The sequence below is a fragment of the Streptomyces sp. NPDC029216 genome, from assembly GCF_040648015.1.
In the GTDB taxonomy this organism is placed as follows: domain Bacteria; phylum Actinomycetota; class Actinomycetes; order Streptomycetales; family Streptomycetaceae; genus Streptomyces.
In genome coordinates, this window is the sequence record NZ_JBEZWL010000087.1 from 17,855 (window position 1) to 30,946 (window position 13,092).

Consider the following 13,092-nt stretch of genomic DNA (forward strand, 5'->3'; position numbering starts at 1 on the left):
ACCTGTGCACCTACCCGGGACCGGACGCCGTACCCGGCGCGTTCGACCCCTGAATCAACACCGGCCCCCACCGGTGTCACGCATCAGCGTAGAGCGGGCGGCGTCCCGCGGTTGGCCGAATAGCAGAAGTTTTCCGAGCGATTTTCGGGTCGCAGGGTCCACAACGGCCTTTCGCATGGCCGGATTTCGCCTTTCCGAAAGCCCGGGAAGTCGATTTTCCGACCGGTGTGTGCCCCGGGCAGTTGCACGGGGTGCTTTTCACCCGGCGTACGCGCGCCGGGCGCCCGCGCGGAGCGCCCGTCCACCGCGCTCGCCGGATATGCGCGCGCCCCCCGCACCGGAGGGTGCGGGGGGCGCGGGAGGGTGGCGGTGGCCCGGCGCGCGGGGGGCGCAGGGGGCGCGGACCGGCGTCGGGCCGGAGCGTCAGGAGCGCTGCCTGCGGGCGAAGTTCCAGGCGTCCGTCACGATGTTGGTGAGGTCCGAGCGGGTCGGGGTCCAGCCGAGGCGCTCGTGCGCCGCGCGCGCGGAGGCGACCAGCACGGCCGGGTCGCCGGCCCGGCGGGGGGCGACGACCTCGGGGATGTCGCGGCCGGTGACCTTGCGGACCGTTTCGATGACCTCGCGGACCGAGAAGCCGCTGCCGTTGCCGAGGTTGCAGATCAGGTGCTCGCCCGGGGCCGCGACGCGCAGCGCGGCGAGGTGGGCCTCGGCGAGGTCGGCGACGTGGATGTAGTCGCGCACGCAGGTGCCGTCGGGGGTGGGGTAGTCCTCGCCGAACACCGAGATGGACTCGCGCTCGCCCAGGGCGACCTGGAGGACGAGGGGGATCAGGTGCGTCTCGGGGTCGTGGCGTTCGCCGTACTCGCCGTAGGCGCCGGCGACGTTGAAGTAGCGCAGCGAGACGGCCGCGAGGCCGTGCGCCGCGCACTCCCCCGCGATCATGTGGTCGACGGCCAGCTTGGAGGCGCCGTACGGGTTGGTGGGCGCGGTCACCGAGGTCTCCGTCAGCGCGCCCTCGGCGGGCTCGCCGTAGGTGGCGGCGGTGGAGGAGAAGACGAGCGTGCGCACGCCGGCCTCGCGCATCGCGGTGAGCAGGGCGAGGGTGCCGCCGACGTTGTTGTCCCAGTACTTGCCGGGGTTCACCACGGACTCGCCGACCTGCGAGGAGGCCGCGAAGTGCAGGACGGCGTCGTAGGAGGGGTCCAGGTGGCGGGCGGCGTCCTGGATGCGCCCGTTGACGAGGGTGGCGCCCTCGGGGACGCCCTCGCTGAAGCCGGTGGAGAGGTCGTCGAGGACGGTGACCTCGTGTCCGGCCTCCAGGAGATGCGCGGCGACCACGCTGCCCACGTATCCCGCACCGCCGGTGACCAGGTACTTGCTCACTCGTATTCCTACCTCTCGCGGACGCACGCGGCTGCGCGTGCTGGTATCTGGCTTACCGGATTCCGCGCTTCCGGGGAAATCGTCCGCCCGGGAGCCCTGTGGGCCGCCCGGGCCGGGCGGCTCAGCCCGCGGGCTGTTCGGGCCGGTCCCGGGGCTCCTGCGGCTGCCGCTGCCCGGGCAGGACGGCCCGGTCGAGGAGTCCGGTGCGGGCGGCCAGCGCGGCGGCCTCCAGCCGGGAGCCGACGCCCAGCTTCATCAGGACCCGCTGGACGTGCGTGCGCGCGGTGCTCGGCGCGATGTCCATGCCGACGGCGATCAGCCGGGTGTCCTCGCCCTCGGCGACCCGCACCAGCACCTCCACCTCGCGCGGGGTCAGCAGGCGCAGGAGCCGGCTGCCCTCGTCGTCGGGCTGGGCGGCGGGGTTGAGGAGCTCGGCGAAGGCCCCCTGGAGCAGTTGCGGGGAGATGGCGACCTCCCCCGCCCGCGCCTTGGCCAGGGCCCGCTCGACGCCCTCGATGCGCTCGTCCTGGCGTACGTAGCCGGAGGCGCCGGCGGCGAACGCGGCCGCGATCCCGCGCGGGCTCGGCACGGGGCCGAGGACCACGACGGCGATCTGCGGGCGCTCGCGCTTGATGCGCACGACGGGCTCGAAGACCCCGGGCTCCGCGGGGGTGGCCGTGCCGAGCAGGCACACCTCCGGGGCGCGGCTGATGACCAGTTCGGCGGCTCCGGCCGCGGGCGCGGCCGCCGCGAGCACGCGGTGCCCGCGCAGTTTCAGGGCCGAGGCGAGGGCCTCGGCCAGCAGACGGTGCTCGTCGACCACCATGACGCGTACGCCCATCAAGGCTCCCACCCCAGATCCTTCTGACCCGGCAAGCTACACGCTTGTTCGACGGGGTGCGGGGGTTACCGCGCGAAAGCCCCCGATCGGTGGGCACCGGTCGGGGGCTTTCGCGGCTGGTCGCGCCTTCGTGGTGCGGGCGTCAGTTCGCGGCGAAGGAGACGAACAGGTAGTCCTTCTCCTTGTCGGAGTACGGCTTGCTCGCCAGGCTCTCGGCCAGGAACAGGCGGCCGTTGTGGTAGCGGATCTCGGAGCGGTCCGGGGAGAAGCCCGACTCCAGGCTCCGGCTGGAGGCCGGGTTCTGCATCAGCAGGGTCTCCTTCATCGTCTTGCCGTCGATGCTGACGACCTGCCCGCCGTTGTCGTACGGGGGCACCTTGTAGGCGATGATGTTCGACCCGTCCATGCGCAGCGGGTACATGACGTACTTCTCGCCGGCGTCGGCGCGGTCGCTGGTGGCCTTGCCGGTCTCCAGGTCGAAGGAGACGATCTCGTTGGTGCGGCCGCTGGAGGACGAACCCTGGTGCTCGTAGGACGGCAGGTAGACCTTGCCGTTGCCGACGACCATGTTGGTGCACTGCTCGACCTCGGTGGCCGGGCACCGGGGCGCGAAGCTGCCCGAGGCGAGGCCGATGCGGGTCTTGAGCTGGCCGGCGTCGTCGAGGACGAAGAGGTCGCTGACGTTGGTGGCGTTCTTCGCGGTGTTGCCGACGTTGGCGGCGACGACGACCGGCTTGGTGGAGATGATGCCGGCCCATTCGATGCCCGCGGACAGCTTGTACGAGTACTTGGGCGCGCCGCTGACGGGGTCGAGGGACTGCGCGTAGAGGGTCTCCTCGGTGCCGTGGCCGCACTTGCGGAGCACGGCGAGGGCCTCGCCGCCCGCGTAGCCGAGGTCGTAGCAGCCCTCGGCGTCGGTCTTCGGGGTCCACAGGGACTTGCCGTCGGCGAGGTTCCAGGCGGCGCCGCCGTAGAGGCCGCCGGCGGCGACGGTCTGGCCGCTGATGGTGACCTCGGTGAAGGGCACCGGCTTGTCGCCGCCGGTGGCGGACTTGGCGGTGGCGGTCCACGCCATCTTCCCGGTGTTCAGGTCGACGATGCCGACCTGGGTGCACTGGGGGTACTTCTTGTCGGCGGTGGCCGGGCCCTCTTCGAAGAGGATGGCGGTCTTGTTGTCGGCGATGTGCTTGGTGGCGCCGCAGACGTTGGCGGGGAGCGGGAGCTCCCACTTCTTGCCGCCGTCGACGAGGTTGTAGCCGACGACCTTGCCCAGGTCGGACTTGACGTAGGTGGTGTCGGTCAGCCAGGAGCCGTCGACGCCGACCACGTCGGATCCGGGCACCTGGGTGGTCACGTTGACGAGCGTCTTCGACTTGGGGTTGGACGGGGCCTTCTCGCTGCCGGCCAGGGCGGGGGCCTTGGGGTCGGGCGAGCCGCTGGCGCTCACGGCGGGCGGGTTGTCGCCGCCGCCCTCGTCGGAGGTGTACCAGAAGCCGCCGCCGATGATGAGGGCCATCGCCAGTACGGCCGCGCCGACGATCACCAGCTGGTTGCGCAGGTCGTTGCCGCCGCCACCGGAGGCGGCGGCGGGCTGCGGCGGGGCCGGGGCCTGGAGGGTGCTCGGCTGCTGCGGCTGCTGGGGGTAGCCGTAGCCGGCCTGCGGCTGCGGGTACCCGTAGCCGGGCTGGCCTGGCGGCACGGCCGGCTGCGCGGGCTGGGTGGCGGCCTGCGGGGGCTGGGGCGGGGTGCCGGGGGCCGGCGGCTGGCCCGGGGGCGGGCCGGGCGGCGGCGGGGGGCCGCCGAAACCGCCGGACGGCGGCTGGCTGGGGGGCGGCGGGGTACTCATCTGCTACTGCCTCTCGGTGGGCGGCTCGGTGGACTCGTTCACTTGCCGAAGACCATCAGGAGCTTCTCGTCCGTGCTGTTGCCGAGCAGCGACGTGACGGACAGGAAGAAACGGCCGTCCTGGTAGGACCTCTTGGCGAACAGGAAGGAGCCTTCGACCTTCGCGGCGGGGCCCGAGGGCAGGCGCAGCAGCGGCTTGGGGGCGCCGCCGGCCGCCGGGATCGTGACGATCTCGCCGGGCTGGTCGAGGGCGCCTCGGCGGTAGGCGATCAGCTGTCCGTTGCCGGCCTTGAGGGGCTGGATGGTCCGCTTGTCCCCGGCGGCCTGGCGCCACTTGGCCTTGCCGGTGCCGATGTCGAAGGCGACGACCTCGTTGTTCGAGCCGTCCTTCGTGGTCGTCGCCAGGTAGAGGGTGTCGCCGTCGACGGCGGCGTCGCCGCAGCCCTGGAGGTCGTCCGAGCTGGTCTTGTCCCCGCAGTTGACCTGGAAGGAGCCCTCGGCGGCCATGCTGGAGCGCTTCTTGCCGTCCGCCGTCAGGGCGATGACGGCGCGCTCCTTGGTGTCGCGGTTGCCGATGTCGAGGACGGCCGGGGAGACGGAGTAGACGGAGTTGACCCGCCAGCCCTTGGGGAGCTTGTAGGACCAGGTCTTCTTGCCGGTGACCGGGTCGGCGTCCTGGACCTCGTAGGTGTGGTCGTCGTCCATGCACATGGCGATGCCGAGCATCTTGCCGCCGGCGGCGGCGTACTGGCCCGGCTGGCAGCCTTCGGGGACGTTGCCGGAGAAGAGCTTGTCGCCGGTGCTGATGCGGTAGGCGCTGGTGCCGCCGAGCCGGTTGACGGCGACGGTGTCGCCGGTGAGGGTGAGGGAGGCGCTGCCGCCGCCGTCGAAGATGCTCTCCTTGGCGACCTCCTTCGTCCAGCCCTCCTTGCCGGCCTTCAGGTCGAGCAGCTTCAGCTGGTTGCAGGTGGCGTTGGAGCCCTCGCCGTCCTTGACGACGACGACCGTCTTGCCGTCGGCGGTGGTCTGGTCGGTGAGCCCGCAGACGGCCGTTCGGAAGTCGACCTTCCACTTTTCCTTGCCGTCGGTCACGGCGTAGCCGACGGCCGTCGTCCCGATCGTCTTGACGACGGTGTCGCCGACCACCCACTGGCCGTCGGTGGGGATGCCCGCGCCGGGGCCCTGGAGCTTGGCGGTCTTGAGCCACAGCACCTTGTCCTCGCCGGACTTGCGGCCCGCGTTGAGGTCGGTCTGCTCGCCGCTGCCGTTGCCGCTGCCGTCGCCCTTGTCCACGGACGCGGAGCCGGACGGCTTCGGGTCGGCGGGGGTGGAGGCCTGCGCGGCGGGCTGCTTGGGGCCGTCGTCGTCCCGGCCGAAGGCGAACCAGGCGCCGGTACCCAGGACGAGGACGCCCGCGACGGCCGCCGCGACGACGACCGCGCCCTTGCGGCGGCCGCCGGGAGGCGGGCCGGCGGGCGCGCCGGGAGGCGGCGGGAAGCCGTGGCCGCCGGGCTGGGCCAGCGGCTGGGGGACGGTCGGCGGCTGCTGGGCGTACGGGTTGCCGCCCTGGGGCGGGTAGCCGTAGCCGGGCTGGGGCGGGCCGGGGAGGTGGCCGTAACCGGAGGGCGGCGGCGGCTGGTTCGGCGGCTGGGGCGGCTCGGTCATCAGCGCATACCTTCGGCTTCAGGCGGTCGGTGGACCGGGAGGGACCCGGCGGAGATCGAAAAGAACCGACCCTTTCTATCACTCGTGGCCGGTACGCACCGGGCCGGTCGCACCCCTGTTCCCAAGGACGGACCGGCCTGTGACGCGCCTGTTATCCGGCTGCTCGAGTCCCCGGCGGGTGCTCCGGCCCGGTCCGCGGACTCAGGCGTCCTCGGCCAGTTCCAGCCAGCGCATCTCCAATTCGTCCCGCTCGGAGATGAGTTCGCGCAGCTCCGCGTCGAGCTTGGCGACCTTGTCGTAGTCGGTGGAGTGCTCCGCGATCTGCGCGTGCAGGTTGGACTCGCGGTCCGCCATCTTGTTGAGCTGGCGCTCGATCTTCTGGAGTTCCTTCTTCGCGGCGCGCGAGTCCCCGGAGGCCGTCGACTTGGCCGCGGCGGCCGGGGCGGAGGGCGCCGGGGCGGCGGCCTCGATCATCCGCCGGCGGCGCTCCAGGTACTCGTCCAGGCCGCGCGGCAGCATCCGCAGGCTCGCGTCGCCGAGCAGCGCCATCACCGTGTCGGTGGTGCGCTCGATGAAGAACCGGTCGTGGGAGATCACGATCATCGAGCCGGGCCAGCCGTCGAGGAGGTCCTCCAGCTGGGTGAGGGTCTCGATGTCGAGGTCGTTGGTGGGCTCGTCGAGGAAGAGGACGTTGGGCTCGTCCATCAGCAGGCGCAGGATCTGCAGCCGGCGCCGCTCACCGCCGGAGAGGTCGCCGACGGGCGTCCACTGCTTCTCCTTGGTGAACCCGAACTGTTCGCACAGCTGGCTGGCCGTCATCTCGCGGCCCTTGCCGAGGTCGACGCGGTCGCGGACGCGCTGGACGGCCTCCAGGACGCGCAGCGACGGGTCGAGCTCGCCGACCTCCTGGGAGAGGTAGGCGAGGCGGACGGTCTTGCCGACGGTGATCTCGCCGGACGCCGGCTGGGCCTCGCCCTGGGTGCGGGCGGCCTCGGCGAGGGCCCGCAGGAGTGAGGTCTTGCCCGCGCCGTTGACGCCGACCAGGCCGACGCGGTCGCCGGGGCCCAGGTGCCAGGTGAGGTGCTTGAGGAGGGTCTTGGGGCCGGCCTGGACGGTGACGTTCTCCAGGTCGAAGACGGTCTTGCCGAGGCGGGCGTTGGCGAAGCGCATCAGCTCCGACTTGTCGCGCGGCTCCGGCACGTCGGCGATCAGCTCGTTGGCGGCCTCGATGCGGTAGCGGGGCTTGGAGGTGCGGGCGGGGGCTCCGCGGCGCAGCCAGGCCAGCTCCTTGCGCATCAGGTTCTGCCGCTTGGTCTCCTCGGTGGCGGCGATCCGCTCGCGTTCGGCGCGGGCGAAGACGTAGTCGCTGTAGCCGCCCTCGTACTCGTAGACGGAGCCGCGCTGGACGTCCCACATGCGGGTGCAGACCTGGTCGAGGAACCAGCGGTCGTGGGTGACGCAGACGAGGGCGCTGCGGCGGGTCTGGAGGTGGGCGGCCAGCCAGGAGATGCCCTCGACGTCGAGGTGGTTGGTCGGCTCGTCGAGGACGAGGAGGTCCTGCTCGGCGATGAGCAGCTTGGCGAGCGCGATGCGGCGCCGCTCGCCGCCGGAGAGCGGGCCGATGACGGTGTCCAGGCCCTGGCCGAAGCCGGGCAGGTCGAGGCCGCCGAAGAGACCGGTGAGGACGTCGCGGATCTTGGAGTTGCCGGCCCACTCGTGGTCGGCCATGTCGCCGATGATCTCGTGCCGGATGGTGGCGGCGGGGTCGAGGGAGTCGTGCTGGGTGAGGACGCCCATCCGCGTGCCGCCGCTCTGGGTGACCCGGCCGGTGTCGGGTTCCTCCAGTTTGGCGAGCATCCGGATGAGGGTGGTCTTGCCGTCGCCGTTGCGGCCGACCACACCGATCCGGTCTCCCTCGGATACGCCGAGGGAGATGCCGTCGAGCAGGGTACGGGTGCCGTACACCTTGCTGACTGCCTCGACATTGACCAGGTTGACGGCCATCAGACGCGCTCCAGGGAAAGTGTGTGGATCAGCCCCTCAGCCTAACCCTCCGCGCCGACACCGACCGTTCCACCAGCCAGGCGCCCGCCAGGGCCATGCCGATGGCGGCGGGCGCGGTCACCGGGAGGGCGACGAGGACGGCGGTGTGCCCCTCCAGCAGCCCGCCGAGCCCGGTCATGGACACGCCGAGGATCCCGAGGAGGCACAGGGTGATCCCGAGGGCGGCGGCGGGCCCGCTGCCGGGGGCCTCGCTCGTCCGGGAGGGCGCCTCGAAGCGGCGGAAGCAGCCCACGAGCACGGCGGTGACCCCGGCGGCCAGCAGGATCCGCACGGGCACCTGCGCCCACCAGGCGGCGGTGGCGGGCTCGGGCAGGCCGAGGCCGGCGGCGAGCTGGGCGGCGTACACGCCGAGCATGGCGGTGAGGTGCCAGAGGAACGCGGTCATGGCCACCCCGTTGGCGGCGACCACCCCGCGCCAGACGCGGGGCCGGGCGAGGAGGGCCGCGGCGGGCCGCGCGAACAGCTGGACGGCGCCGGTCAGCCACAGGCCGTGGCAGAGCAGGGCGAGGGTGGGCGGGGCCATGTTGGAGACCTTCTCGCCGGGCATCCCCACCATCGACAGCGGGTACGGTCCGGCCGCGACGAGCAGCACCGCCCCGGCGAGCCCGGCGCCGCCGAGGAGGGCGGGGCGGCGGATGCGGCCGTCGGCCCGCAGGAAGCCGAGCTGGTGGACGGCGAGCCAGACGAAGGCGAAGTTCAGGAACTCCACGTACGGGACCCCGAGCGCGAAGCGCAGGACGTCGACCAGGGCGGCGGCGCCGGCGAGCGCGGCGAAGGCCCCCCATCCCCAGCGGGCGTGGGCCCGCAGCAGCGGCGGGGTGAAGGCCACCATGGCGAGGTAGATCCCGATGAACCACAGCGGCTGCGTGACCATCCGCAACGCGGCCCCGGCCAGCGGCCCGCGGTCGGCGCCGGCGAGCTGCACGGCGAGGGCGAGCGCGGCCCACACGAGGACGAAGACGAGGGTGGGCCGCAGCAGGCGGTGCAGCCGGGCGCGCAGGAAGACGGCGTAGACGGGCCGGCCGTCGGAGCGGCGCTCCAGGGAGCGGTAGGAGAGGGCGTGCGAGAACCCGCCGACGAAGAAGAAGACGGGCATGACCTGGAGGCCCCAGGTGAGCACCTGCAGCGCGGGCACGAGGGCGAGCAGGTTCCCTATGCCGGCGGCGCTGACGGCGGCCATCAGCCAGTGCCCGAGGACGACGGTCCCGAGGGAGGCGACCCGGAGCAGGTCGACGTACCGGTCACGTCCGGCGGGGGTGGCGGCGGCGAGCTCGCGTGCGCTGACTGTCATGCCCCCTACGCTCGCGGCACGGGGCGGGCGGGAACAGGGCACCCGTACTCATCCCGCGCCTAGGTACCGCCGAGCGGAAATCCAGCCCCGCCGGCGTTTGAGGCGCGGGGTCTGGGGCGGAGCCCCAGGGTCCTTCAGCCCCGCCGGCGTTTGAGGCGCGGGGCTCCGGGGCGGCGCCCCGGGGAACGGTGGAAGGGCGGGGCGGGGAGTACGGCCCCGCGCAGCGGCCCCCGCGCCGGCTACGCCAGAACCGTGGCCCCCACCGCCGGCGAGGCGGTGACACGGGTCGCGCGGCACGTGCCGGAGGCCTCCAGCTCCGCCGCGACCTTCGCCGCCGCCTCGGCGTCCCGCACGAGGAACGCCGTCGTCGGCCCCGACCCCGACACCAGCCCGGCCAGGGCCCCGGCCCCGACCCCCGCGGCCAGCGTCTCCGCGAGCTCCGGCCGCAGCGACAGCGCCGCCGGCTGGAGCCCGTTGGACCGCGGCAGTACGCCGGCCAGCGCGTCCGGGTCGCCCGACGCGAGGGCCGCCAGCAGCTCCGCCGAGGCCTCCGGCACGGGTACGGCCGTGCCCTCCGTCAGCCGGTCGAACTCCCGGAACACCGCCGGCGTCGACAGCCCGCCGTGCGCCACGGCGAACACCCAGTGGAAGGCGCCCGCCGGGACGGGGGTCAGCAGCTCCCCCCGCCCGGTGCCCAGCGCCGCGCCGCCCACCAGGCTGAACGGGACGTCGCTGCCCAGCTCCGCGCAGATCTCCAGCAGCTCCTCGCGCGGGGTGCCGAGCCCCCACAGCGCGTCGCACGCCAGCAGCGCGGCCGCGCCGTCCGCGCTGCCGCCGGCCATGCCGCCCGCGACGGGGATGTTCTTGGCGATGTGCAGGTGCACGGCGGGGGTGAGCCCGGCCCGGGCGGCGAGGATCTCGGCGGCCCGCGCCGCGAGGTTCGTACGGTCCAGCGGCACCTGGTCGCTGTCCGGGCCCTCGCAGCTGACGGTGGGCCCGTCGCCGGCGGTCGCGGTCGCGGTGACCTCGTCGTAGAGGGAGACGGCGAGGAAGACGTTGGCCAGGTCGTGGAAGCCGTCGGGGCGGGCCGCGCCCACCGCCAGCTGCACGTTGACCTTCGCGGGGACCCGTACGGTCACCGCCCCGCGCGGCGCGGCGGCGCTCACAGGGCGGGCTTCTGCGCGTGGGCGGGCTTGTGCTCGGCGATCGCCGCGAACTCCTCCACCGTCAGGGACTCGCCGCGGGCCAGCGGGCTGATCCCGGCGGCGGTCAGCGCGGCCTCGGCGGCGGCCGCCGAGCCGGCCCAGCCGGCCAGTGCGGAGCGCAGGCCCTTGCGGCGCTGCGCGAAGGCCGCGTCGACGACCGCGAAGACCTCGGCCTTGGAGGCGGTGGTCGCGATCGGCTGGGCGCGCCGCACGAGGGAGACGAGGCCGGAGTCGACGTTCGGGGCGGGCCAGAAGACGTTGCGGCCGATGGCGCCGGCCCGCTTGACGTCCGCGTACCAGTTCGCCTTGACGGAGGGGACCCCGTACACCTTGTTGCCGGGGCGGGCGGCGAGCCGGTCGGCGACCTCCGCCTGCACCATGACGAGGGTCCGCTCGATGCTGGGGAAGCGGTCGAGCATGGTCAGCAGCACCGGCACGGCCACGTTGTACGGCAGGTTCGCGACGAGCGCGGTCGGCGCGGGGCCGGGCAGTTCGGTCACGAGCATCGCGTCGGAGTGGACGAGCGCGAAGCGGTCCTTCTTCCGCGGCATCCGCGCCTCGATGGTGGCGGGCAGCGCGGCGGCCAGGATGTCGTCGATCTCGACGGCGACGACCCGGTCGGCGGCCTCCAGCAGGGCGAGCGTCAGCGAGCCGAGGCCCGGGCCGACCTCGACGACCACGTCGTCGGGGCGCACCCCGGCGGTGCGCACGATCCGGCGGACCGTGTTGGCGTCGATGACGAAGTTCTGCCCCTTCTGCTTCGTCGGGCGTACGCCGAGGGCGGCGGCCAGCTCTCGGATGTCGGCCGGCCCGAGGAGGGCGTCGGAAGGGGCCTCGGCGTGCTCGGGGGTCCCGTGGGGCTGCTGCTGCTCTGCGGTGCTCACCGGGTAAGCCTACGGCCGCAGTGCGGCCAGGGACTCGCCCCCCGCTGCACGTAGAGCTTCTTCGCGCGGTACGTCTGCTCCCCGGCCGGGGCGTCCTGCGGGCGGCCGCTGCCGCCGAGGGCCTGCCAGGTGGTCACGTCGAACTGGTAGAGGCCGCCGTAGGTGCCCGAGGCGTCGGTGGCGGAGGGCCGGCCGCCGGACTCGCACTGGGCGAGCGCGTTCCAGTCGAGGCCGTCGGCTCCGGAGACGGAGGTCGGCAGCGGCTTCGTGCCGACCTTGACGAGCTGGCTGACGGGCTCGCGGACGACCTCCTCGGTGATCTTGCGGGGTGGCTGGCGGACCCCGTTGACGGTGCGCAGCCCGTACGTGACCCGGCGCGCGCCGGGGCGTCCGACGCGCTCGACGACCTCGGTGCCGGCGAACAGGCCGTCGTCCTCGACGCGTTCGGTCTCGTACGGGATGCGCTCCTCGCGGACCTCGCGGGTGCCGGTGATGCGCAGGACGGTGACGGTCTGGCCGTCGCGGGGGAAGGAGTCCGGGGGGACGGAGGTGGTGTCCTCGCCGCGCAGGGTGATGCCGGCCTGGTCGAGGGCTTCCCGGACGGTGGCGGCGTTGGTGCGGATGGTGCGTTCGCGGCCGTCGGCCATGAAGGTGATGCCGCGTTCGGTGCGCACGCTGAGGGTGAGTCCGGCGCGGGGGACGGGGGCGGTGCGGGGGGCGGAGAGGAAGGCGCCCTCGACGCGGACGCCGAGCTGGCGCAGGGCGGCGTCGACGGTGCGGGCGGTGGTCCACATCTGGCGGCTGGTGCCGTCGAGGGTGAGGCGCAGGGGGCGGCCGTAGCGGACGACGACCTCCTCGCCGTCCTCCAGGGCGGAGCCGCGGGCGGGGGCGACGAGGTCGTGGGGGCCGACGCCGAGGCCTTCGGCGTCGAGGAGGTCCTCGACGTGGCCGGCGAAGGTGTGGAGGGTGCGGGGTTCGCCGTCGACGGTGAGGCGGACGGACTTGTCGGCGGCGACGAAGGCGGTGGTGCCGCCGGCGAGGAAGGCCACGACGAGGGCCTGGGGCACGATGCGCCGCCAGCTGTCGCGGACGCCGGCCCCCTGACCGCCACTCCGGGCCCGCCGCCGCCGGCCGGCGGCGGCATACGCCTCCGGGCCGGGCCCGACCCGGGAGGCCAGGCCGGGGGCACGACGCCGGCCGGTCGCGGGGGCGTCCTCCGCACCGGGCCCGGCATCGGACGGGAACCCGGGCGCGCGACGCCGACCAGTGGCCGGGACGGCGTTCGGACCGGAGCCGGCATCGGAGGGGAACCCGAGGGCCCGACGCCGACCGGTGGCCCCGGCGGCCTCCGCACCGGGCCCGGATCCGGACGGAAAACCGAGGGCGCGACGCCGACCGGCGGCCGGAGCGGCGTCCGGGCCGGGGTCCTCGGACGAGGAACCAGCTGCGCGGCGCCTGCCGGTGGCCCGGGCGGCATCCGGGCCTGGGGCGTCGGGCGAGGAACCGGGTGCACGACGCCGACCGGCGGCTGGGGCGGCATCCGGGCCGGGGTCGTCGGACGAGGAACCGGCTGCGCGGCGCCGACCGGTGGCCCCGGCGGCCTCCGCACCGGGACCGGATCCGGACGGGAAACCGAGGGCGCGACGCCGACCGGCGGCCGGAGCGGCGTCCGGGCCGGGGTCCTCGGACGAGGAACCGGGTGCTCGGCGCCTGCCGGTGGGGCGGCCGCCTTCGGCTGGGCCCACGGCCGGGGTCCCGTCCGGCGGGGCTGCAGCGGAGTCGGGCGGTGGCGGTTCGGCCGCGCCGGCCCGGCGTCTGCCGCCTCCGGCCCGGCGGCTGGTGGCGGGGTCCCCGGCGGGGCCCGCACCGGCCCTACGCCTGCCGGTGCCCTGCCCGGCGAGGCCCGGGGCGGAG

General features: G+C 74.2%; 8 protein-coding genes and 1 pseudogene. All 9 read right to left on the bottom strand.

Annotation, left to right across the window (positions count from 1 at the left end):
* Positions 1-423: 423 nt before the first annotated feature.
* Complete coding sequence (gene galE, locus AB0F18_RS26540) at positions 424-1,383, bottom strand: UDP-glucose 4-epimerase GalE (RefSeq protein ID WP_362064839.1); 960 nt, start codon at positions 1,381-1,383, stop codon at positions 424-426.
* Between the two features lie 121 nt (positions 1,384-1,504).
* A complete protein-coding gene (locus AB0F18_RS26545; RefSeq protein WP_362064856.1) occupies positions 1,505-2,224 on the bottom strand; it encodes a response regulator transcription factor in 720 nt (239 codons plus the stop codon).
* A gap of 142 nt (positions 2,225-2,366) precedes the next feature.
* The gene (locus tag AB0F18_RS26550; protein WP_362064840.1) at positions 2,367-4,070 is read right to left on the bottom strand and encodes a PQQ-binding-like beta-propeller repeat protein; all 1,704 of its coding nucleotides are present in this window, start codon (positions 4,068-4,070) and stop codon (positions 2,367-2,369) included.
* Between the two features lie 38 nt (positions 4,071-4,108).
* The gene (locus AB0F18_RS26555; protein WP_362064842.1) at positions 4,109-5,734 is read right to left on the bottom strand and encodes a PQQ-binding-like beta-propeller repeat protein; all 1,626 of its coding nucleotides are present in this window, start codon (positions 5,732-5,734) and stop codon (positions 4,109-4,111) included.
* Between the two features lie 201 nt (positions 5,735-5,935).
* Positions 5,936-7,738 (bottom strand): ABC-F family ATP-binding cassette domain-containing protein, encoded by a 1,803-nt coding sequence (locus AB0F18_RS26560; protein WP_362064844.1) that lies wholly within the window; start codon positions 7,736-7,738, stop codon positions 5,936-5,938.
* Positions 7,739-7,766: 28 nt separating this feature from the next.
* Positions 7,767-9,089: an acyltransferase family protein gene (locus AB0F18_RS26565; protein WP_362064846.1), complete on the bottom strand. Its 1,323-nt coding sequence runs from the start codon at positions 9,087-9,089 to the stop codon at positions 7,767-7,769.
* 239 nt (positions 9,090-9,328) lie between these two features.
* Entirely contained in the window at positions 9,329-10,255 is a 927-nt protein-coding gene (locus AB0F18_RS26570; RefSeq protein ID WP_362064848.1) for a 4-(cytidine 5'-diphospho)-2-C-methyl-D-erythritol kinase, read from the bottom strand.
* Positions 10,252-11,178, bottom strand: a complete 927-nt coding sequence (rsmA, locus tag AB0F18_RS26575) for a 16S rRNA (adenine(1518)-N(6)/adenine(1519)-N(6))-dimethyltransferase RsmA (RefSeq protein WP_362064850.1) — start codon at positions 11,176-11,178, stop codon at positions 10,252-10,254. Before rsmA ends, AB0F18_RS26570 begins: the two co-directional genes overlap by 4 nt.
* A pseudogene (locus tag AB0F18_RS26580) lies at positions 11,175-12,260 on the bottom strand (ubiquitin-like domain-containing protein); the annotation flags it as partial. The pseudogene AB0F18_RS26580 and the gene rsmA, both read right to left, overlap by 4 nt.
* Positions 12,261-13,092: the final 832 nt, after the last annotated feature.